The sequence below is a fragment of the Ligilactobacillus sp. WC1T17 genome (assembly GCA_900110005.1).
GTDB lineage: Bacteria > Bacillota > Bacilli > Lactobacillales > Lactobacillaceae > Ligilactobacillus > Ligilactobacillus ruminis_A.
In genome coordinates this window covers 143,765-167,100 of the sequence record FOCC01000004.1, presented here as the reverse complement: position 1 = coordinate 167,100, position 23,336 = coordinate 143,765, and the positions used below count along the sequence as shown (strand labels likewise).

The following is a 23,336-nucleotide window of genomic DNA, read 5'->3' as shown; positions in this document are numbered from 1 at the left end:
GTTCCAATTTTTTCGGTTATAGTTAAGTCCACTGCCAATATCACTGATTACATCATCTAAAATAACGCCCTTAGCATTAACGTATTGTCTAATAAAGTTAATTTGATTTTTTAAATCATCTTTTTGACTAGTATTTGATACTCTAGCGTAAGCTACGTTCAGACGTTTATTTTGCAATGATTGGCCAGTATATTCCAGGTACTGTTCTTCTGTATAGTATCTTCGATTAGTGGGTGTTCGATAAGCTTTTAGAATTCCCTTTTTATCCCATATCTGTAAGGTTCTAACCGTAACGCCTAATCGTTCAGCCATTTCTTTTGGTTTCATCATTGTCATAATAATAACCACCTACATTTTTTCTTTCTGTGGTTATATTATAACGTATAATTCTATTTTATTCTATATTTTCTTGAGTAGTTAATCAACTCCTTGATAACGATAAAAAGTCAATTCAGTAATACCATAATCGGTATGTTTTAAAAAAGTATACCCCGTTAAATCTTCCGGCAGTTTAGCCATTTGATCGGTTTCACAAATAATCAAGGCTTCTGGATTAAGCAAGCGCAACTGATCAATTTGCTGCAACAATTTCACAATTTGCTGTTCTTTATAAGGCGGATCTAAAAAGACATAATCAAATTTTTGAGCTTCTTTGGCTAACGCTAAAATAACTTTATTAGTATCGCCTTTAATGACGCGAAAACGGTCTTTGGCCTTAGTCAATGCAATATTTTCATTGATAGTCTTAATAGCTTGATATTGCCGATCAATTAAGGTTGCACTATCAGCTCCACGCGAAACAGCTTCAATACTTAAACCGCCACTGCCGCCAAATAAGTCTAAAACATTTCCGCCGTCAAAATAAGGCCCGATAATATTAAACATTGATTCTTTAACTTTATCAGTCGTCGGTCTTGTCTTCATTCCCGGAACCGCTTTTAACCGCCGTCCGCCAAATTCGCCTGCAATCACTCTCATACAATCTTACCTGCCTCTTTTAGTTGTTTGAATTTTTCTTGATCTTCTTCGGTCGGTTTAAATTCCGAAGCAGTTTGGCTGCTGTATTCTGTTCTTAATGTTGGCCGCGCTGAAATTTCTATTTTTTTAATAAAACGCAGCTTTTGCATTTTTTTTACGTTTTCTTCAACCTTAGCTTGATCCATATAAAGCACTACATATTTCATATTACGGGATACATAGTTGATGGTGCCAAATTTACGTAATTGTTTTGCCTGTCTTAAATGACTTAAATAAACAATGACGCTTTGACGCGGATTAATTTCAAATTCCACCTAATCCCTCCTTACATATAATTTATTATTTAAGCAAAAGAATATTTTGTCAATCAAAAAAATCCCCTGATAAAAGCAAAAAACAAGTTTGGCACCGTAATACCAAACCTGTCTTTTTGCTTATTTAACGGGTTCTAATTCCAACAGCAGATCTTGACTTTCAAGCACATCGCCTGCTTTAACATAGATATGACTGACACGCCCATCGTGTGGAGCTTTAATGGTTGTTTCCATTTTCATTGCTTCTGTAACCAACAATGGTTCGCCTTTCTTAACGACTTGATTCTTTTGAACCAAAACTTCAGTAACTGAACCGCTCAAAGTTGCCCCGATATGATTTGGATTTGTTGGTTCTGCCTTTGGAATAGCCTTAATCTTAGCCTTTTTGCTCTTATCATGAATAATGATTCGGGTATTTTGCCCATTCAAAGAGAAGAAGACGACCCGGTTACCTTCTTCATCAGCTTCAGAAATCGAATCTAAGCGGATAATCGCTGACCGGCCTGGTGCAAAATCAACATGGATGGTTTCATCTTGCCGCATGCCTTGATAAAAGACCGTTGTAGCTAAATATTGCATTGAACCGAAACGTTCGGATGTTTCGTTGTATGTCAAGAAGACATCAGGATATAAAATATAACTCAAAACTTCTTCATCGCTTGGATCACGCTTAATCTTCGCTGCCAACTCTGTACGTACCTGATCAAAGTCCACATCTTTTAACAAACTACCTGGACGAACCGTAATTGGCTTTTTGTCCTTCAAAACTACTTTTTGCAAGTCCTTTGGGAAGCCGCCATATGGCTGACCTAAGCCACCATAAAAGAAGTTAACCACTGAGTCTGGAAAGTCTAGCACTTTTCCTCGTTCCAAAATATTGTCAGCATCAAGATTATTTTGAATCATAAAGATAGCCATATCGCCTACTACTTTAGAACTTGGGGTTACCTTGATGATATTGCCCAAAAGTTTATTTACTTCGCGATACTTAGCCTTGACCAATTCAAAATCGCTAATACCTAAGGCTTTGGCTTGCTGTTCCAAATTAGAATATTGCCCACCAGGCATCTCAGTTTGATAAATTGATGGTTGTGGCGAAGTAATTCCATTCATGAAATCTTGGTAAAATGGCTTAATACCAGCCCAATAATTGTTAACTTTTTCAAGATTTTCCATATTAATTTGTGGTTGGCGGACATTGCCCTCCATCGCATAATACAAACTGCCCATACTTGGTTGACTGGTGGTCCCAGCTAAAGCACTGCAGGCAACATCAACCACATCAACCCCAGCTCTGGCAGCTTGTACATAAGTAGCAACCCCATTACCTGTGGTATCATGCGTATGCAGATGGATTGGCACATCAACGGCTTCTTTCAAGGCACCAACCAATTCATATGCTGCCTTTGGCTTCAACAAACCTGCCATATCTTTAATTGCAATAATTTGTGAACCGCAATCAACCAGCTGCTTAGCCAATTTGACGTAGTAATCAATCGTATACTTAGTTTCAGCTGGGTTTAAAACATCACTGGTGTAGCACATCGTACCTTCAGCAATCTTACCCGCGTCTCTGACATACTTCAATGGATTTTCCATTTGTTCAATCCAATTTAAGCAGTCAAAAACTCTAAAGACATCGACCCCATCTTGGGCACTCTTTTCGATAAAGGCTTTTAAAACGTTGTCGGGATAATTTTTATAACCAACCGCATTGGAACCGCGTAAAAGCATTTGCAGCAAAGTATGCGGCATCTTTTGCCGCATTAATTTCAACCGTTCCCATGGATCTTCATTTAAGAAGCGGTAAGCTACATCAAAAGTTGCGCCCCCCCAACATTCAGCTGAGAAGAGGTGCGGGAAGGCTTTGTCATAAACATTGATGACAGGTGCCATATCTTTCGTCCGCATGCGCGTTGCAAATAGGCTTTGGTGGGCATCCCGCATTGAGGTATCTGTCAATAAGACGCGATTTTGATCTTTAACCCATTGCATCGCCTTATCAGCACCCTGTTCATCAAAAATGCTCTTGGCATTAACGACTTGTGATTCACTAGCAAAATCATCTTCTAATCTAACATCAGGCACAAAGGCTTTATCATGTCTAGTAACCCCTGGAAAGCCATTAACGGTCACGTCACTGATATATTTCAATAACTGGGTATCGGTGCTTGGCTTTTTTTGAACCTTAAATAATTCCGGCGTATTATCAATAAAGGTTGTATGTGCTTTGCCTGCTCTAAACACAGGATGGTTAATAACCTTGCGCATAAATTCAATATTTGTCTTAACACCACGAATTCTAAATTCACTTAAAACCCGGTCCATTTTATTGGCAGCATCATTGAATTCTTTAGCTTGCACACAAGCTTTAACTAATAAAGAATCAAAGTATGGCGTTACTACAGCCCCAGCATAAGCATTCCCGCCGTCTAACCGAACGCCAAAACCACCTGGTGACCGGTACGTTTCAATCTTGCCAGTATCCGGCATAAAGTTATTTTCGGGATCTTCCGTGGTAATCCGGCATTGGATTGCACAACCGTGGAAGGTTAATTTATCTTGTGTCGGCAGATGCAAATCTTTAAACAATTCCTTGCCAGCTGCAATTTGAATTTGCGCCTGCACTAAATCAATTTCCGTAATCATTTCAGTCGTGGTGTGTTCCACTTGGATTCTAGGGTTGACTTCAATGAAGTAAAATTCATCTTTGGTCACCAAAAATTCAACTGTCCCGGCATTTTGATAGTGCACGCTTTTAGCTAAATTAACCGCTGCTTGACAAATTTCTTGACGCCGTTTGGGACTTAAAACGATGCTTGGTGCAAATTCAATTACCTTTTGATGCCGGCGCTGCACAGAACAATCACGTTCGAACAGGTGCAAAACATTTCCATGCTTATCACCTAAAATTTGAACTTCGATATGCTTAGGATTTTCCAAATATTTTTCCACGTATAAGTCAGAATCGCCAAATGATTGCTTAGCTTCTGAACGAGCCCGATCATAAGCTTCCGGCAATTCATCATCACTATGAACAACCCGCATACCGCGGCCACCGCCACCCATGATGGCTTTTACCATAATCGGATAGCCATATTTGTGGGCAAAAGCTTGAACTTCTTCTAAGGATTTTACCGGATCATCTGAACCTGGAATCGTCTTCAGCCCAGCTTTATGAGCCACTTCTTTGGCTTCAACTTTATCACCGAACATTTGCAATTGTCTGACTGTTGGTCCGATAAAAATAATACCGGCATCTTCACATTTTTGCGCAAATTCTTCATTTTCAGATAAAAAACCGTAGCCTGGATGAATCGCATCGGCACCAGTCATTTTGGCAATCCGGATAATATCATCCATATCTAAATAAGCATCAATCGGTTTTTTGCCCTTACCGACTAAATATGCTTCGTCAGCTCTAAAGCGATGGACCCCATATTCATCTTCCTTAGCATAAATAGCTACGGTCTTTAAATGGAGTTCATGACAAGCGCGAATAATGCGAATAGCAATTTCCCCACGATTAGCAATCAAGATTTTCTTCATCGATAACACCGCTTTCTATAATACTTAATTATGATTTTTATTTAACATTTTCTTACGTTGCTTGTGAGCTTTTTGTCGCCCTGAGATATTAAAGACAATGCCTAAACAAGTGGACAGCATCAACATGCTGGATCCACCATATGATACAAAAGGCAACGTAACCCCAGTAATCGGCAACAAACCGCAAACAGCCCCAATATTTAAACTGGCTTGAATCAGCATCAAAGTGGCAATACCATAGCACACTAACCGTTCATACACTGTCCCAGCCCTAGCACCGATAATAATCGTTCGGATAATCAAAAAAGCAAGACAAATAAGCACAAATAAGACACCCAATATGCCAACTTCTTCAGCAATAACCGATAAAATAAAGTCGGTATAAGGCTCTGGTAAATAGCCACGTTTTTGAATACTATTCCCCAGCCCTAAGCCAAGCAAGCCGCCATTTCCTAGGGCAATGTAAGAATTAACTAGCTGTTTACCAGAAGAAGCGACATATTTAAATGGTTGTGCAAAACCTTCAAAACGTTTTAAAACATAGTTTTTCAAGAAAGGGATTTGTAGATGCGCATAATTCAGCTTCTTCATTCCAACTAACACTATTGTTACTACACTTGGAATTACTAAAAAGACGCTTCCCTCTACTAATAATTCATTCTTCCGCGAAATTCCGGCCAAAAAAGACATCAGCATCATGAAAATAATGGCTAAATCAATTAACAAACCGCCATAATCCGGTTCCTTGATTAATAAGAACAGCATCAAAAGTGTCATAATTACAGTGAAACGCCAGTGTTTTAACGTCTTTTTTTTCATAAAATAGGGAATTGCACCATCAAAATAATTGGCAAAATATAAAATAAAAAATAATTTCAAAAATTCTGACGGTTGAATATTAACAGGCCCTAAACTAAGCCAAGCTTTAGCCCCATTGATAGTGTCACCCACCGCTAAGACCAGCACAAGTCCCAAAAACACTAGCAGCATAAATCCTAAAAGCACGTTGGCCGACCTGAAAAAGCTTAAGTTTACCAGGCCTGCCGCAAAAAAGAGCCCTATTCCACCCGTAACATACATCAATTGTCTAACCATATAAGATGAATCATTGACTGATACATAAGTTAAATTAATTGAACTAGCTGAAAAAATCATCAAACAGCCGAAAATGCTCAGCAAAACATAAGGTACAAAAATTTCAAAATCAAAATTATGCACCAAACGATTCATTATCTTCATTTACTTTGCCCCTTTTTATCTTTTAAAGCTTCAAGGCGCATTTGGTCTAAATCATTTTCTAAATCTTTAATTAATGCCTGCCCTTCCGTTGGTGATAAAAGGCCGCAATTAACAGCAAATTTAACTTCGCACGTTAAGCCGTAAATTTTAGTATCCGCTACTTCTTCAAAAGCAGGACAATCAGTTAAACACAAGAAATTGCGCTGCTTGCTCAGTGAGTAACGAATATTATCAGCATCTTTATATAAAATATTGAGAGCTTCACTTTTTGAAAGGGTTTCACTCATCTGATTTTCCTCCCATACCCGAATTATAACATAAACAGCTCTTACAGTGTTGTGATAAAATGAGCAATTTATCCTACTGCCTTTGGAGCCTAACTTCCTTTCAATTATCCTTGTTTTAAAAATAAATTGCAAGTTCAACCACAAAAAAACCACCGCTGACAAGCGATGGTCTTATTTTTTAGTCTTGTGTTTGACGAGCAGCCTTCTTGGCAGCCTTTTCACGTGCGTTAGTTTCCAAAATAGTCTTGCGCAAGCGAATTGATTCTGGAGTGATTTCCAAAAGTTCATCTTCGTTCAAGAATTCAAGTGATTCTTCAAGTGTTAAGTGAGTTGGCTTCTTGATTGTAGCTGTTTGGTCCTTGTTAGATGAACGAACGTTAGTCATGTTCTTGCCTTTAGTAACATTAACGGAAATATCACGTTCACGGGAAGATTGACCAACAATCATACCTTCATAAACTTCTGTACCTGGATCTACAAAGATTGTCCCACGGCCTTCAACACCCATGATAGCATAAGTCGTTGCCTTACCTTGATTAATAGAAACCAAAGCACCATTACGACGACCTGGTTCCCAGTTGCGGATAACCGGCTTGTATTCTGCGAAAGTATGGTTCAAAATACCATAACCGCGTGTCATAGACAAGAATTGTGAATCGTAACCGATTAAGCCACGTGTTGGTGTTGAGAATTCCAATCTTGTGGTCCCATTGCCGTTTGGTTCCATATTGAGCATGTCACCCTTGCGTTGTGCCATTGAATCAATAACAGCACCAGTATATTCATCCGGTGTATCAATAATAACACTTTCGAATGGTTCGCATAATTGACCGTCGACTTCACGATAAATAACCTTTGGACGGGAAACAGCAAGTTCAAAGCCTTCACGGCGCAACATTTCAATCAAGATTGACAAGTGCAATTCACCACGGCCGGAAACAGTCCAAGCATCTGGTGATTCAGTATCTTCAACCCGCAAAGAAACATCAGTATGAAGTTGAACTTTAAGACGATCTTCCAACTTGCGTGCAGTAACATGTTCACCTTCACGGCCAACAAATGGGCTGGTGTTAGTCATAAAAGTCATTTGCAAAGTAGGTGGATCAATCCGCAAAATAGGCAAAGCTTCTGGATGATCAACTGGACAAACTGTTTCACCAACGAAGATATCATCCATACCGGAAACAGCAATCAAGTCGCCGGCCTTAGCTTCGTTAATTTCAACCCGTTGCAAACCTAAGAAACCAAATAGCTTCGTAACACGGAAGTTCTTTTGGGAACCATCAAGTTTCATAACCGTAACTTGATCTCCCACCTTGATTGTACCGCGGAAGACACGGCCAATCCCGATACGGCCAACAAATTCATTATAATCAAGCATTGAAACTTGGAATTGTAATGGTTCATCTGAGTTATCAACTGGTGCTGGAATTGTATCTAAAATAGTGTTGAAGATTGGATCCATGGTATGTTCTTGTTTATCAGGATTTGAATCAAAAGAGCAAGTCCCGTTCATAGCTGACGCATAAATAACAGGGAATTCCAATTGATCTTCATCAGCGCCAAGTTCAATGAACAAGTCTAAAACTTCATCAACAACTTCTTCAGGACGAGCGCCAGGACGGTCAATCTTGTTGATAACAACGATTGGTGTCAAGTGTTGATCTAACGCTTTTTTCAAAACAAAACGTGTTTGAGGCATAGTACCTTCAAAAGCATCAACAATCAATAAAACACCGTCAACCATTTTCATGATACGTTCAACTTCACCACCGAAGTCAGCGTGCCCTGGTGTATCAACAATGTTAATTTGCTTATCTTTATATTTAACCGCTGTCGTCTTGGAAAGGATAGTAATCCCACGTTCCTTTTCAATATCGTTAGAATCAAGTGCACGATCGCCGATTTCTGTATGTGCATTTAAAGTATCAGACTGCTTCAATAATTCGTTAACTAAAGTTGTCTTACCATGATCGACATGGGCAATAATCGCAACGTTACGAATATCATCACGTGTTTTCAAAATTTTTTCTTCCTTTCAAATCGGTATGCTGGAAATAATGCTTTCAAGAAAACTAGTTAATCATTTTCACTTTCTTTAAGAAAAAATAGGTAGGTATTTTCATAAATCAGCATATAAAAACTGTGACCTTCGTCACAGCTAACTAACTATCTCAACCATTTGAGAATTCCTTGTTGCGCATTTTTCGTCGCTACTAATACATCACTTGATGATAGCACAGCAAGAGGGTTTCCGTCAATCGTTTTCACGACTAAACCTAAAGTTTCTGCCATTATTTTTCCAGCAGCATAATCCCAAGGCTTGAGATGCGACAGGTAGGCAATTGTTTTTCCGCTCAAGACATTTATAAATTCCATCCCAGCACTACCTGAAATTCTGATTCCCAAGCTAGCTTGGCAGGCATCCTGTACATGCAGATAATTAGCCAGCAGCATCCTGCCGCCAATTCCGATTAGTCCTTGCTCCAAAGCTAAGTTTTCAGGCGGATTGAGCTTTGTTTCGTTACAAAAAACACCACACTCAGGTCCCCCCCAGTAAAGCTTATTTTGAGCTACATCTAAGATATATCCCAGCTTTTCATGACCATTTTCATAAATAGCAATCATGCTGGCATAGTTAGCAGCCTGCTTAATAAAATTCATCGTCCCGTCAATCGGGTCGATAATCCATAACAGGTCTGCCTGCTTAGTTTCATGCTGTTTTCCGTGTTCTTCACCAAAAATTTCTGAATTGGGAAAAGCTGCCATGATTTTTTTTGTATAAAAGCTTTCAATTTCACAATCAACGTTGGTAACCAAGTCCAAGCGGCTGGTTTTTTCGTCAATTTTAAGTGCTTGAGTGCGTCTTTTTAAAATAAGCTGCCGCGCTTCTTGCATCCAAGCCTGCACCTTTTCATTAATTATTGTCCAATCCATGCTTTCACTTTCCCGTAAATTTAACGTTTTTTTGTTCATGAGCTAAAACATATTGTACCGAGCGGTAAATGGAAAAACCTGTTTCTTTTTCAAAAGCCTTATCCAACTGTTTTTGAGCTGCTTTAGCCGGTTCAATTGCCAAAAAATGGTGATAGTGCTCCATAAATTCATCCCGCTTAATCCCTACTGTATTCAGGTCTTCCACAGCTGCATAAAAGGCAGACATTGCAATAATTTCAGCTGTTGACCATTCTGGCATCAGAGGGTAGGAAACATTACTTGTACTCATCTTAGCACCGCTTTCATTTTAATTTAACTATATTATTTTATTATATCACATCTATTTTCAAAAAAAATCAAGCAAAAAAGTTAAAGTCTAAGTAAAAACATGTTATGATTAATTTTAGAAACTAAATTTTTGGAGGAATGTAATTTTGCTAACAATGGATGACATTATCCGCGAAGGGCACCCTACTTTACGTGAAAGAGCAGAAAAGTTTACCTTCCCATTGAGTGACGATGATAAAAAATTGGCTCATGATCTGATGGAATTTTTGGAAAATAGCCAAAATGAAGAAATTGCCAAAAAATATAAATTGCGTGCCGGTGTAGGCTTAGCTGCTCCACAAGTCAACGCTTCTAAACGAATGACAGCTGTTTTGGTGCCTGATGAAAATGGCGAACCTCTTTTCAAACATGTTTTGGTCAACCCCACCATTTTAAGCGAATCGGTTCAAATGATGGCCCTGGCTGAAGGCGAAGGTTGTCTTTCCGTCGACCGTGACGTTCCAGGCTATGTTCCGCGTCATGAAAAAATTAAATTACGCTGGTATGACCTTGACGGTAATGAACACATTGAACGCTTGCGCGACTATACTGCAATTGTCGTTCAACATGAAATCGACCACTTAAACGGTATCATGTTCTTTGACCACATTAACAAGGAAAATCCGTTCTATAAACCTGATAATTTATTATTACTATAAAAAAGACTGGGATTTTTCCCAGCCTTTTTTGTAATCTAAACACATGCTTTTGTATCATTTAGCTTTTTATCGGAGCTTATTGTCAAACACGGCTTTTCTAACGTAGACTAGTTCCTAAAGTCCACCAGCCGGCAACCCGCTTGACACACTTCTTTAATCTGTTTAAAGAAATCAATGCAGCTTGCCAAAAACCGGAGTTTCATTATGACACAACAAATGTGTAAAACTTCAAATCATATAAGCCAAACACGTATTTTTTATACATCGTTGCTTTTTATTCATTAGCAGCTTTAATGTCATGCAGGTAGTTTTTCGTGGCATCGTTGACTACATAAGAAATATCGATATGCAAAACACCGGCAAACAACCAAATATCAGACACCACAAAAGTTTTACAGCCTTCTAAGTGCGCCAAGTGATTTTTTTGGGCATAAATAGCAAGGGATGCTGTCAGTTGTTCTTTGATATCTGCTAATTCTTTAACCGTCAGTTCAGGTGTATCAAACATATACTCAAAAGCCATCACACCCTTGCCCCAAACATCAGCTATCAAGGCTGGCTCTTTAAACTTTTGGGCCCTTTTTCCATCAAAGTGGGCGGTGCTGACCGCTTCAACGCTGTCAAAAAATGCTTGACTGGTAACCTTTAAATTTGTATTTTGCAGTAAGAGTAAGGCTTTTTTCCGATGCATTCGGTTTATAATATAGCCGCCTATTAAGACAATCATCATTACTATCAAAATATAAATAATACTCATATTCACCGCTTCTTTTCCTCGTTAGTCTTCTTTGTTATATTATACCGCATCAGCACATAAAAGATGGCTTTTGACACCTGCAAAGTCGGCTTAGTATACTTGCAGCCAAAGTTATGTTAAAATATTAGTAACTGTTGTGAAAACAATCGATGTTCGGAAAGCTAATTTTTTGTAAATGCCTTTCTTGGCAAATTATTTTTTAAAGGAGGATCATTATGATCTTTAAAGTATATTACCAACCATCAAAACGTATCAACCCACGCCGTGAAAATACGGAAGTGTTGTACCTTGAGGCTAGTTCAGAACCTGAAGCTCGGATTTTAGTTGAATCTAACACCGAATACAATGTTGAATTCATTGAACAACTCGACGAAGCTTCTTTGGAATATGAAAAAAACAGCCCTAATTATAAGCTCACGGAGTTTAACAAATAATGAAAAAACTCAACGTTAGAAATAATGAAACCGCCGTTTTTGCACTCGGCGGATTGGGTGAAATCGGAAAAAATACCTATGGTATCCAATTTCAAGACGAGATTATCGTCGTAGATGCCGGGATTAAATTTCCTGAAGATGACCTTTTAGGCATCGATTATGTCATCCCTAACTATCAATACTTAGTTGCAAATCAGCAAAAAATTAAAGCTTTGGTTATCACCCACGGTCACGAAGACCATATCGGTGGTATCCCTTATTTGCTTAAGCAAGTAAATGTCCCTATTTACGCTGGACCTTTGGCGCTTGCTTTAATCAAAAGCAAATTAGAAGAACATGGATTGCTGAAAACTACAGAACTGCATGAAATTAACGAAGATACGGTTCTTAAGTTCCGCAAAACCAGTGTTTCTTTTTTCAGAACAACTCACTCAATTCCCGATACTTTGGGTGCTGCTATTAAGACACCATCCGGTACCATTGTCTGCACGGGGGATTACAAATTTGACCTGACGCCGATTACCAACCAGCCGCCTAACTTGCAAAAGATGGCTCGGCTCGGTGACGAAGGCGTGTTGTGTCTCTTATCTGATAGTACGAATGCTGAAATTCCCAACTTCACGAAATCAGAACGCTGGGTCGGTAAATCGATTCGCCGTATCTTTGAAGAAGTTGAAGGACGTGTTATTTTTGCCACCTTTGCTTCTAATATTTCTCGTATCCAACAAGCTGCCGATGCTGCCGTAAATAAAGGGCGTAAAATTGCTGTTTTTGGACGTAGTATGGAAGCAGCTATCGTCAACGGCCGGGAATTAGGCTATTTAAATATTCCTGATGACGCTTTGGTTGATGCTCGTGAAATCAACAGTTTGCCCGCAAACCAGGTCATGATTCTTTGCACAGGTTCGCAAGGTGAACCTATGGCCGCTTTAAGTCGAATTGCTAACGGTACTCACCGGCAGGTTTCCATTCAACCAGGCGACACGGTAGTCTTCTCCAGTTCACCTATTCCAGGTAATACCTTAAGTGTTAATAAAGTCATTAATGAACTTGAAGAAGCCGGTGCAACTGTTATCCATGGTAAAGTTAATAATATCCATGCTTCCGGTCACGGTGGCCAAGAAGAACAAAAATTGATGCTGCGCTTAATGAAGCCTAAATTCTTCATGCCGGTTCACGGTGAATACCGGATGCTGAAAATTCATACCGGTTTGGCTCAAGATTGTGATGTTCTTAAGGAAAATTGCTTTATCTTGCAAAATGGTGATGTTTTAGCCTTAACTAGCGATTCAGCCCGGGTTGCCGGACATTTCAATGCTGAAGATGTCTATGTTGACGGCTCCGGTATTGGTGATATCGGCAATGTAGTCTTACGTGACCGCAAAGTCTTGTCGGAAGAAGGTTTAGTTGTGGTTGTTGCCACTATCGATATGAAGAAGAAGACCGTTTTAGCTGGCCCTGATTTATTATCACGCGGCTTTATCTATATGCGTGAATCAGGTGAATTAATCACTCAAGGACGTAGACGGGTCTTCAGATCTATTAAGCATACCTTTAAAAATGAACACGTCACTGAAGCTATGCTCAAAGAAGCCATCGTTTCTGACTTGCAAAACTTCTTATTTGATAAAACAGAACGGCGGCCACTAATTTTGCCAATGCTCGTGACTATTTAATACGACAAAAAGGACTGAGTATTCCTCAGTCCTTTTTTAGCTGAACTTGTATCTTTATAATTTTTAGTATACAATGCTTACAGAAGTATTGAATGGAGGAAAAAAACGTTGAAAACGTTTTTCATTATCGTAAATGACCAAGCTGCTAACGGAAAAAGTGTCAGTACTTGGACTGAAATCCGACAGCGCCTTGATCAGCGGCATATCGCCTATAGCTTTCATAAAACCAAAAAAACTGGTCATGCTAGGAAATTAACCAGTCGCTATTTAGCTAAATTAAATGAACCAGAAGCTAAGGAAACAGTTGTAATGGTAGTCGGCGGTAATGGGACTTTAACCGAAGTTTTGAATGGCATTAAAGATACCCCTTACGACCAAACTCCGCTTGCCTTCATTCCTACAGGTGAGACCAATGCTTTTGCTCAAGGCATTGGCATCGCAACTAACCCGTTAGATGCCCTAGACCAGGTATTATCTGCCACAGAACCGGTTTATTACGATATTGGCGAATACCATGAATTAACACATGATGACCACGGTTTTTTCGTCAACGATTTCGGTATTGGCTTAGATGCCTTTATTGTCAGTCTCGATGCGCAAGCACATAAACATAAGCGCTTGCAGCGCTGGCTTAATAAAATGCATCTGAAGTTTTTAGCTTACCTCGTTTGTGTTTTTGACGCCTTGCTTAATCAAGAGGCATTTGCCACTACCCTGCGTATTGCGGATAAATATTATTTTTATAAAAAAGTCGCTTTTATCAATGTCGCCAACCATCCTATTTTCGACAATGGTATTGTCTTAAATCCAACTGCTAATGCTAAAGATCATCAACTTGATTTATTAATTGCCGAAAATCTTAATTTTTTCAAATTTTTGCTATTAGTCATCTTGATGTATTTTAATAAGCAGTTAAAGTTGCCTTATCTGCATCATTATAAGAGTTCTGAAATTCACCTCATCGTTAATTCTTTAGAATTTGGTCAAATTGACGGTGAAGAAATTGGCAACAAATACTTTGATATTTTCTTTAATGTCACCCAATATCCATTTTGGATGAATATTTCCGGTATTGAGTTAGAAAAGCGTAAACCAGCAAAATAACCGTTGAAACCAGCGTTTCAACGGTTATTTTTTACATAAAATCTTTGGGCGTCAAACCTTCCATCCCAATCATAGGGTCAATTTGCGCATAATTCACTAGTTGTGGTGTCAAAATAAAAGCAGTTTTACCATCCTTAACTACTTGCGTTTTTTTTGATTCGCCATCTTTTTTGGGTACCACTTCAACACCAAACTGCTCACATAAAAAGTCTTTGAGTGTTGTTTTCCGGTTTAATGACTCAGTCATAATACAATCAGCATAAGCCTGCAAATCGCCAATTAAAATTAATTTTTCTTTTGCACGCGTAATAGCAGTATATAGCAAATTACGCGCATACATCCGCTGATATTGCTTTACCATCGGAATAATGACCAACGGAAATTCACTGCCCTGTGATTTGTGAATCGACATGGCATAAGCAAGGGTTAAATTATACAAATCATTAGGCGCTAAAACGACTTCCCGTCCTTCAAAGTTAACATAGACCATCGCATCACTTTCCTTTTTGGCCTCCGTAATTGACGTGATATAGCCTATATCGCCGTTATAAATACCTTTTTCAGCATCATTTTTTAACTGCAATACACGGTCGCCAATCCTAAATTCCCGCTCACCTATACTGATTTTTTTAGCATCAGCCCGTTTAGGATTTAAAAGTGGCGCCAAAGCAGCATTTAGTTGGTCAATGCCTGCACTACCCCTATACATTGGCGCTAAAACTTGTATATTTTTTGCCGGAGCCAATTTTTTAGCCGTGATTTTCTCTACGATATTAGCAATTGTACCTGAAACTTGATTGTCTTGACATGCGATAAAAGATCGGTCGGATGTCTTAATTGCCAAATCAGAAGGAATTTGGCCTTCCACAATGTCCTTGGCTAAAGTAACAATCGTCGATCCTGCACCTTGGCGGTAAATTTTTTTGAGTTCTACTTGCGGAATAACTTTGGATGCAAGCATATCGGAAAAAATGCTGCCGGGTCCCACGGATGGCAACTGATTTTTATCCCCGCAAAAGATAACCTGCGTGCCATCATCAATACAGCTCACTAAAAACTGCATTAATTGGGTATCAATCATCGAAGATTCATCCACAATCAAAAGGCGTCCGTAAATTTCTTTTAAATCATTAACATCAGTCGTATCCGCTGTAATTCCCAGTAAGTGATGAATTGTTGAAGCATCTAGGGTCGTAGCACTAGCTAATTTTTGGGCTGCTCTACCAGTCGGAGCTGCTAATTTAATTAAGTTGTCATCACTATCAATTGAGTTCAACCGCAAATATAATTCGCAAATGCCACGAATAATCGTTGTTTTCCCGGTTCCTGGACCACCTGTCAGCAAAAAGATAGGAGTTTGCAACGCTTGTTTAATAGCTTGGGCTTGATCTTTGCCGTAGCTAATCCCTAATTCCTGCTCAATCTCTTCTAATTGCTCATCTAATACCTGCTCTTCATAATGAGGCAAAGTATCATTTTGCATCAAACGTGCCAATCCTGCGGCAATCTCTCTTTCAGCATCATACAATTTTTTCAAATAAACACGCTGCTCAATAATAACGACCTGTCCTTTTTGTCCAGCTTGAATCAGCACATCACTGATTTTATCAAAAGATAACTCTGCTCCAGTAGGTCGGCTTTCTTTTAAGAGCTTCAATACCTGCTCGAGCAAAGCATCAGCTGTCATATAAGTATCACCATTATCTCGGCACGTTTTACTTAAAACAGCCAATAGCCCGCCTAAAATTCTTTTAGGATCATCAGCTGCGATTTGATTAGCTATGTGGTCAAGACGCTTAAAACTCATTCCTGAGACCTTACCGACTAAATCATAAGGGTTATAGCGGATAACCTCTAGCGTTTTTTCTTGATAGCAATCAATAATCGTTTCAACCATGTGGTTTGAAAAACCCATCTTTTCCAGTTCCACAATTACTTGTGAAGTCCCATTATTTTCCAAAAGTCCCTGCATTAAAACGCCTTTTTGTTTTTCAGTCAAACCTAGTTTATCAACTTGATTTTCATCACTGAGTAAAATATTAATAGCATCTTTACCTAAAATGGAGACAATTTTTTCAGCCGTCTTAGTTCCAATACCTGGAAAATAATCAGAAGCTAAATATTTAATAACTCCATCTGACGTTGAGAGGGCTTTAGCTTGATATGTCTGGGCTTTAAATTGCTGTCCATAACGATTGTGGGTTATTAAATTACCTTCAAAATGATAATCGCTTCCTGTTAAAATATCAGCAAAATTGCCAACGACAGTAATTTCTTTGTCGTCCCAAGAAAATGATTTATCATGTAAGCTAACCAAAAGCACCTTATAAAAGCCGGTTTTAGCTTCAAATAAAATATTGCTGACCCTTCCATCAACATATTCAACTGTCACTTTCTAACTCCTTATTGTGATTTAACGTCTGGGAAATATCATCTAAATTTGACATCTTCGCCAGATAATATTTTTCATCGATTTGTTTTACTTTATCAAAATACGCTGTTCCATCCAGACCTAAGCCTAACTGTACCACACCTCTAGCAAATAAAATCCGCTTGTCTTTTGGTCTAGCTTTTAAGTACAAGTCATAATACGTCTTAGCTTGCGCAAAATTACCTAAGGCTAAAAAAGCATCCGCCATCACACTGCAAGCCGCTAAAGCCGTATCGTCTTGCCCTTTTTCATACGCTGTCAACGCATAAGCCAAGGCTTTTTGATGGTTTGAGACAGCTTCTTCACTTTGAGCCAGCATTAGCATCGCTTCAGCCTGCAAAGCTGAATCTTTCAAATAAGCATATTCCTGCTCAGCTTCTTTAAAAAGCCCCGTCGAATAAAAAACATTACCTAAACCATAATGCAGCAAAGCCTGTTTTTGTGGATCACTTTCAAAAACATTGAGGGCTCTTTTAAAGAGTTCTTCGGCTTGCTCAAAACTGCCTAATTGCGTTAATAAACTGCCCAAAGCATAATAATTTTGCGGATTATAAGGATCAGCATCAATCTTAGCAATTAAAGCTTCAACTTTTTTTTGCGTTTGTTCGTCTTCCATTTTTTCTGTCACAAAAACACCTTCTATACAATATCAGTTGGATCAAGCTTTTTTTTGAGGTAATCTGTTTGGTTCCAAGCTAAACACTTGAAGGTTTCACCCAGGTCAGTGCTTTCCAAAATAGTTGTGCTGGTATTGGCCAAACCGCCTTTAGCTCTAAGATCTGCTAAAGGGACACCCATTAAATGTCTAATTTCGGCACATAAAGCCGCTCCGTGACTGACCAATAAAATATTTTCTTGAGGGTAGCGTTGACAAATTTTTTTAATTTCGGGTGTCATTCTGTCAATTACATCTTGATAATTCTCGCCCCCAATTTTGTGACCATCATATTGGTCAGGGTGATTTTTAAAAGCCGCTAATGCTTGCGGAAATTTGGCCTTAGCATCACTAACTTTCATACCTTCCATCTGACCCAAATTGAATTCTTGAAAAGCTTGATTTTCTTCTAATTTGACCGGCTTTTCTAACAGCATAACTAGTTTTTGCGCCGTCACACGTGCTCTTTTAATCGGGCTTGCATAGGCTTTAGCAAAGTCAACATCTTTTAAATGCTCAGCTAATAATGCAATTTCCAAATAGCTTTGCTTAAGCAAAGGCGAATCGCCATGTGCCCCTTGATACCGGCCTTCAAGGTTCCATTCTGTTTTACCGTGGCGAACAAAATATATCTTTGTCATTTAATCGGTCCTTTTTACATTTTACTTTTATTATCTCACAAATTGCCTTCAGTTTAAAATAATAAAAAAACCGGCTTAAAGCCGGCTCTTTTTTTAATTTTGGGTATTCAATTTAGCTTTTTTAATATTGCTTTTAACTGTATCCAATCGCTTATTTTGATGGTTATAGAAGAGTAAAGCAACTACACCAAAGAAGATTGGACCGATAATCGTCCAAAATGCCGTTGCATAATCATGATCTAAAATTGGTTGCAAGCAAGTCATCGCAATCCCGCCAATTAAAATAACCATGACTATCGTTACAATCACATTCATAAATGTTTGGTTTTTAAATGCAACAAACGGCCGCTTAATATCTTGACGCTTCTTGAAGAATGGGAAAGCTCCCACCAAGAAGAGATAAGGAACCGTCGTCGAAACATTGGACATGTTAGTCAAAATTACATAGAATTTTTGTGCAGCACTGCCACCAAAGGATACCAAAAAGATGATGACACAAACAACAGCTGCTTGCATCCACATTGCATTTTCGGGTACACCATTTTTGTTAACTTCCGTCATCTTCTTAGGAAGCAAACGTGGATCAGCCCCTAAAACAAAAGCCTTAAGTGGTGAAGAAATCAAAACAAAGAAAGCCCCAACATAACTGATAAACATGCCTAAGCCGGTGTATCTTGTGAGCCAAGCACCAATTGCCAAAGAAGTATTAGCCGAAAGTCCCATGGCTTTGCCTAATTGGAAGCCAAGATTATGCATCATAACGTAGGTAATATTTCCCAGGTTAACATTGCTCTTACCTAAAACTTCACTCCAGTTAGTACTAATCCCCCACAAGAAAATCATCAAAGCATAACTTAAAGTAACTAAGAATGTGGCAACCAATAAACCCTTTGGGAAAGTCTTTTCGGGCTGATCAATATCATCCATCATCCCACCGATTGATTCAATGCCGGCATATGCAAATACGGCATAAACCACAAAAGACATAACCGCAAGCGGTGAAGAAAAACTTGGGTTAGGTGAATGGGTTAAAGCATGCATCGTAACTGTTTGTTCCATTTGGCCATGATTCAAAAATAACGTTGCTAAGCTGGCTAAAATAAAGATAATATCCAGCGAAATAACAAAGACACCGCCAACCGCTGAAACCTTCGCTACGGCATCCATTCCCCGGCTGGAGAAATAAGTAACTGCGATAATCCAAGCAATTGCCAACAAACCAATTGTTTGGGTCGATGTCAAGCTAAAGAAATGCCATACTTGAGTAGCATCATGCCCCGCAAAAATGGTTGAAAATGGAATCCAAACCTTAGAAGATGTTGACAACAACCATACAAACCAAGAAGCCAACCAGATAAAAGTCCCGATAAAAGCCCATTTTTCACCAATTGAGCCTGCTAACCAAGAATAAATCCCGCCTTTAGCTTCCTTAAAAGTAGCCCCATATTCAGCTATCATCAATGATACTGGTAAAAAGAATAAAATGGCTGCTAAAATATACCAGGCAATACTTGCATAACCCATTTGGTCAAAGGCCACCGGCGCATTAGCAAAACCAAAAATGGTTGACAAAATCGTCATAACTAAGCCCGCTGTCTTAATTTTTTCTTTTTTCATAAGCTAAAACCTCATTTTTGTCATAATAAATACAAATAATATTTTAGCATTTGTACATTAAAATTCACAAAACACCCTTTAATTAAGCTTTTAGCTTGCATAAATAGTCGTATCATTTCCCCCTTAATTCTCATTTAAGACCTAATTTTTACTTTTAAAAGTCTACTTTTATGAATAAAGCGTTTTAATTTAGCTTTTACGTATCTTCATTAAATATTTATCTTTATTCAAAAAAAAGAGCCTAATTATTAGGCTCTTTTTTTTAGACATATTGTAATACGCGGTCGTTTTGGTAAGCATGGTCGATTGTCCCACTGCCTAAGCATTCAGCACCATCATAAAAGACCACTTCTTGACCAGGCGTAATGGCACGTACCGGTTCATCAAAAATAACTTCAACCTTGTCACGCGCCTCATTAAATTTAACAGTTACGCCAGAATCTTTTTGACGGTAGCGGAATTTAGCCGTACAATGAAATTCTTGTCCTCGGTCTTCAATTGGAGCAACAAAACTCAATTTAGTTGCATCTAAACTTGTTGCATAAAGATGCTCATTTTCGTATCCTTGACCAACATATAAAGTATTAGTCTTTAAATCTTTACCAACCACAAACCATGGATCATTAGACTTACCGTCACCACCGATGCCAAGACCTTTTCTTTGCCCAATCGTGTAGTTCATCAAGCCATAGTGTTCACCTTTGACTTCACCATCGAAAGTCATCATTTTGCCAGGCTTAGCCGGTAAAAATTCACTTAAAAACTGACTAAAATTCCTTTCGCCAATAAAACAAATTCCCGTTGAATCTTTCTTTTCAGCAGTTGCTAAGCCGGCTTTTTTAGCGATTTCTCTAACTTGAGACTTTTGCATCCCACCGATAGGAAACATCACTTTATCTAATTGCTCGGCTGACAATTGGCTTAAGAAATAAGTTTGGTCTTTGTTGTTATCAGCCCCCCGCAGCAAATGTACTTGGCCATTTTCATCCCGCTTTACTTGGGCATAATGACCCATGGCAATATAGTCAGCATCGAGTTCCATTGCATAATCTAAGAAAGCTTTAAATTTAACTTCCTTATTGCACATTACATCCGGGTTAGGGGTGCGCCCATTTTTATATTCATCTAAAAAGTATGTGAAAACCCGATCCCAATATTCTTTTTCGAAATTGACCGAATAATAAGGAATACCAATCTCATTAGCTACTTTAGCCACGTCTTGATAGTCTTCTGTAACGGTACAAACCCCGCTATCATTTGTGTCGTCCCAGTTTTTCATAAAAACTCCGACAACGTCGTATCCTTGCTGCTTCAATAGATAAGCACACACAGACGAATCAACGCCCCCGCTCATGCCGACCACAACACGGATATTGCTGTTATCTGTCATAATAAAACCTCACCATCATTTTTAAAATTCTGAATTAACAATTTGAAGGTTGTTTTACTCAGTGCTTACAATTATAGCAAATGCCGGTCAAATAAGCAAAAAAATAAAATCAGCCGGGTGTTTCTTCCGGCTGATTTTACTTACATCTCTTCAATAATTTGGTGATCTTTTAAATCATTTAAAATGAAATTCAATTGTTCAATATGTTCAGCAGCATCGTTGCCCTTAAAAATATTAACTTCTTTGATGCCATTGGCTGTAGTTGTGACCATTTTAAAATGTGCTAAATCAGGATTGACCGTCATCTTAAACTTAAAGCCTTGATTAAACGGTGAATTGGGATCTAAGGAGCGTTCTAAAGTAAATTTGCCGCCCTTTGATTCCATAAAACCTGTATCACGCAGCGCATATTTTTTCACATCACTAGTTAATTTAAAAGTCCGTGTATCCCCGGTAATTTTTGCTGTTGTCAAATAAGCCATTATCTTCCCGCCTTTTCTTTCAATCTTTTGACCGCTTTAGCTGTTACTTCAACGACCTTTTTTATTTCAGCTTCCGTATTATACCTGCCAAAGCTAAAACGCAATGATTCATGCACCCGTGGGCTATCTCCATACATGGCTAATAAAACATGTGACGGCTCTAAGGAACCTGCCGTGCAGGCCGAACCGGCTGCTGCAGCAATCCCGCTCAAATCAAGATTCGTTAGTAAAGCATCGTTAGGGCAGCCTTTGAACCAAATGTTAACGATTTGCGGTAATTCGTCTTCATTGCATTTACCGTTAACTTCAAAATCAATCCCAGCTTCTTTTAAACCGGCAAGTAAATGCAATTTCAAAGTCATATCTTGTTTTTGCCATTCGTGCTTATGCGCTTGTGCAATTTCAACCGCCTTGGCAAAACCGGCAATTGCGGGAATATTTTCAGTTCCCGCTCTACGCTTAAGCTCTTGATCGCCTCCGCGCAGGTAAGGTCCTAAATTCAGTCCATTTCTTTCATATAAGAATCCTAAAAATTTGGGACCATTTAATTTATGGGCTGATGTTGATAAAAGATCAATGTGGTCTTTTTGCACATCGACATCCAAAATGCCATAGGCTTGAACAGAATCGGTATGGAACCAAGCATTAGATTCAGCCACAATTTCACCAATTTCGTGAATAGGCTGATGGCTTCCCACTTCATTATTGCCGGACATAACCGAGACCAAAATGGTATCCTCTCTTAAAGCGGCTTTTAAATCATTTAAAGAAATGAGCCCATTTTGATCAACTGGTAAATAGGTCACTTCAAAGCCTAGGCTCTCTAAATACTCCATGGGCTTTAAAACCGCCTCATGTTCAATCGCAGTTGTGATTAAATGCCGTCCTTGCTTTTGGCGTTTTAAAGCTGTTTTAATGATGGCAGTATTATCACTTTCCGTTCCGCCACTAGTAAAAATAATTTCATTGTCGTTTTGAGCATTAATGGATTGAGCAATGATATGGCGGCTATTGTCCAAAACTTGACGTGCTTTGCGGCCAAAGGCATTAACAGCCGAAGCATTGCCGAACACATTTTTCATCATTTCATCCATAACATCAATAACTTCACTGGCCATTGGCGTTGTCCCAGCGTTATCTACATAAATATTTTCCACAAAAATCCTCCTAAGCTTCCAATAAAGCTAAAATCATCTGAGCTGAGCGCTTGCCAGCATCGATAATAAATTCATCAAATGATTGCGAGGCTTCTTCATCTCCTATATCAGACATTGCTCTGACAATTACAAAAGGTGTCTTAAATTGCACTGCAGCTTGAGCAATCGAAGCCCCTTCCATTTCACAGCATAAAGCTTCTGGATAAATTGCCTTAATCTGAGCAATCTTTTCCTTAGATGAAACAAATTGATCCCCCGTCACAATCAGGCCTTCTTTAACATGCAATCCAGTCTTTTCAGCGGCTTTTTTCAAAGCTTTCAACAATTTTTCATCTGCTGTAAAAATTCTTGGCTGGCCCGGCAGCTGCCCTGGTTCATAGCCAAAAGCCGTTCCATCAGCATCATGGTAAGCTGCTCCGGTTGACAACACCACATCACCTACATGCAACCCTTGACCAATCCCGCCGGCAGAGCCGGAATTGATAACACAATCAACTTTAAATTCTACAATCAATAAAGCAGTGGTAATAGCTGACTGAACCTTGCCAATTCCGCATCGAACTAAGACCACATCTTGCCCTTTGATTTGGCCGGTGTAAAAAAGCAAGCCTTTGATTTCTTTATCTTCACGCTTGTCTAAATTAGCCACTAATTCTTTGATTTCTTCATCCATGGCACAAATAATACCGTAACGCATATCTA

At 38.9% G+C, this 23,336-nt stretch carries 22 protein-coding genes; 4 read left to right on the top strand and 18 right to left on the bottom strand.

Going from position 1 to position 23,336, the window contains the following annotated elements:
- From BMX26_RS03990 to BMX26_RS03950, 9 genes are all read right to left on the bottom strand, one after another.
- Nucleotides 1-336, bottom strand: a 336-nt coding sequence (locus tag BMX26_RS03990) for a MerR family DNA-binding transcriptional regulator (protein ID WP_143454854.1), incomplete at its 3' end; no start/stop codon positions are given.
- Nucleotides 337-417: 81 nt separating this feature from the next.
- The gene (gene rsmD, locus BMX26_RS03985) at nt 418-978 is read right to left on the bottom strand and encodes a 16S rRNA (guanine(966)-N(2))-methyltransferase RsmD (RefSeq protein ID WP_075530164.1); all 561 of its coding nucleotides are present in this window, start codon (nt 976-978) and stop codon (nt 418-420) included.
- Complete coding sequence (locus BMX26_RS03980) at nt 975-1,292, bottom strand: YlbG family protein (protein WP_075530163.1); 318 nt, start codon at nt 1,290-1,292, stop codon at nt 975-977. Before BMX26_RS03980 ends, rsmD begins: the two co-directional genes overlap by 4 nt.
- Nucleotides 1,293-1,412: 120 nt before the next feature.
- Nucleotides 1,413-4,841: a pyruvate carboxylase gene (locus BMX26_RS03975; protein WP_075530162.1), complete on the bottom strand. Its 3,429-nt coding sequence runs from the start codon at nt 4,839-4,841 to the stop codon at nt 1,413-1,415.
- A gap of 24 nt (nt 4,842-4,865) precedes the next feature.
- Entirely contained in the window at nt 4,866-6,080 is a 1,215-nt protein-coding gene (locus tag BMX26_RS03970) for an FtsW/RodA/SpoVE family cell cycle protein (protein WP_075530161.1), read from the bottom strand.
- Nucleotides 6,077-6,367: a DUF1507 family protein gene (locus BMX26_RS03965; protein ID WP_075530160.1), complete on the bottom strand. Its 291-nt coding sequence runs from the start codon at nt 6,365-6,367 to the stop codon at nt 6,077-6,079. The genes BMX26_RS03970 and BMX26_RS03965 overlap by 4 nt, the downstream gene beginning before the upstream one ends.
- Nucleotides 6,368-6,545: 178 nt before the next feature.
- Nucleotides 6,546-8,390, bottom strand: a complete 1,845-nt coding sequence (gene typA, locus BMX26_RS03960) for a translational GTPase TypA (RefSeq protein WP_075530159.1) — start codon at nt 8,388-8,390, stop codon at nt 6,546-6,548.
- Nucleotides 8,391-8,536: 146 nt separating this feature from the next.
- Nucleotides 8,537-9,304, bottom strand: coding sequence for an inositol monophosphatase family protein (locus BMX26_RS03955; RefSeq protein WP_075530158.1), 768 nt, complete (start codon nt 9,302-9,304; stop codon nt 8,537-8,539).
- 4 nt (nt 9,305-9,308) lie between these two features.
- Complete coding sequence (locus BMX26_RS03950) at nt 9,309-9,593, bottom strand: UPF0223 family protein (protein WP_075530157.1); 285 nt, start codon at nt 9,591-9,593, stop codon at nt 9,309-9,311.
- Between the two features lie 145 nt (nt 9,594-9,738).
- Here BMX26_RS03950 and def point away from each other — a divergent pair, with 145 nt between their 5' ends.
- The gene (gene def, locus BMX26_RS03945; RefSeq protein ID WP_075530156.1) at nt 9,739-10,290 is read left to right on the top strand and encodes a peptide deformylase; all 552 of its coding nucleotides are present in this window, start codon (nt 9,739-9,741) and stop codon (nt 10,288-10,290) included.
- Between the two features lie 274 nt (nt 10,291-10,564).
- Here the strand turns inward: def and BMX26_RS03940 are convergent, their stop codons facing one another.
- A complete protein-coding gene (locus BMX26_RS03940) occupies nt 10,565-11,047 on the bottom strand; it encodes a hypothetical protein (RefSeq protein WP_082272470.1) in 483 nt (160 codons plus the stop codon).
- A gap of 215 nt (nt 11,048-11,262) precedes the next feature.
- Here BMX26_RS03940 and BMX26_RS03935 point away from each other — a divergent pair, with 215 nt between their 5' ends.
- From BMX26_RS03935 to BMX26_RS03925, 3 genes are all read left to right on the top strand, one after another.
- Nucleotides 11,263-11,481 (top strand): DNA-directed RNA polymerase subunit epsilon, encoded by a 219-nt coding sequence (locus tag BMX26_RS03935; RefSeq protein ID WP_075530155.1) that lies wholly within the window; start codon nt 11,263-11,265, stop codon nt 11,479-11,481.
- Entirely contained in the window at nt 11,481-13,157 is a 1,677-nt protein-coding gene (gene rnjA, locus BMX26_RS03930) for a ribonuclease J1 (RefSeq protein ID WP_075530154.1), read from the top strand. Before BMX26_RS03935 ends, rnjA begins: the two co-directional genes overlap by 1 nt.
- 108 nt (nt 13,158-13,265) lie before the next feature.
- Nucleotides 13,266-14,261 carry a diacylglycerol/lipid kinase family protein gene (locus BMX26_RS03925; protein ID WP_082272469.1) on the top strand — a complete coding sequence of 332 codons (996 nt, stop codon included), beginning with the start codon at nt 13,266-13,268 and terminating at the stop codon, nt 14,259-14,261.
- Nucleotides 14,262-14,292: 31 nt separating this feature from the next.
- Here the strand turns inward: BMX26_RS03925 and BMX26_RS03920 are convergent, their stop codons facing one another.
- The 8 genes from BMX26_RS03920 to BMX26_RS03885 all read right to left on the bottom strand — a co-directional run bounded on the left by BMX26_RS03920 (nt 14,293) and on the right by BMX26_RS03885 (nt 23,331).
- Nucleotides 14,293-16,653 (bottom strand): ATP-dependent RecD-like DNA helicase, encoded by a 2,361-nt coding sequence (locus BMX26_RS03920; RefSeq protein WP_075530152.1) that lies wholly within the window; start codon nt 16,651-16,653, stop codon nt 14,293-14,295.
- Complete coding sequence (locus tag BMX26_RS03915) at nt 16,643-17,320, bottom strand: tetratricopeptide repeat protein (protein ID WP_225355199.1); 678 nt, start codon at nt 17,318-17,320, stop codon at nt 16,643-16,645. The genes BMX26_RS03920 and BMX26_RS03915 overlap by 11 nt, the downstream gene beginning before the upstream one ends.
- An 11-nt stretch (nt 17,321-17,331) precedes the next feature.
- Nucleotides 17,332-17,988, bottom strand: coding sequence for a histidine phosphatase family protein (locus BMX26_RS03910; protein ID WP_075530151.1), 657 nt, complete (start codon nt 17,986-17,988; stop codon nt 17,332-17,334).
- Nucleotides 17,989-18,081: 93 nt separating this feature from the next.
- On the bottom strand, nt 18,082-19,605 hold the full coding sequence (gene yjeM / locus BMX26_RS03905; RefSeq protein WP_075530150.1) for a glutamate/gamma-aminobutyrate family transporter YjeM: 1,524 nt from the start codon (nt 19,603-19,605) through the stop codon (nt 18,082-18,084).
- A gap of 262 nt (nt 19,606-19,867) precedes the next feature.
- Nucleotides 19,868-20,995 carry a tRNA 2-thiouridine(34) synthase MnmA gene (mnmA, locus tag BMX26_RS03900; RefSeq protein ID WP_075530149.1) on the bottom strand — a complete coding sequence of 376 codons (1,128 nt, stop codon included), beginning with the start codon at nt 20,993-20,995 and terminating at the stop codon, nt 19,868-19,870.
- 140 nt (nt 20,996-21,135) lie between these two features.
- Complete coding sequence (locus BMX26_RS03895; RefSeq protein WP_075530148.1) at nt 21,136-21,477, bottom strand: DUF1831 domain-containing protein; 342 nt, start codon at nt 21,475-21,477, stop codon at nt 21,136-21,138.
- On the bottom strand, nt 21,477-22,634 hold the full coding sequence (locus tag BMX26_RS03890) for a cysteine desulfurase family protein (protein WP_075530147.1): 1,158 nt from the start codon (nt 22,632-22,634) through the stop codon (nt 21,477-21,479). The genes BMX26_RS03895 and BMX26_RS03890 overlap by 1 nt, the downstream gene beginning before the upstream one ends.
- 10 nt (nt 22,635-22,644) lie before the next feature.
- A complete protein-coding gene (locus BMX26_RS03885) occupies nt 22,645-23,331 on the bottom strand; it encodes a 5'-methylthioadenosine/adenosylhomocysteine nucleosidase (RefSeq protein WP_075530146.1) in 687 nt (228 codons plus the stop codon).
- Nucleotides 23,332-23,336 lie beyond the last annotated feature (5 nt).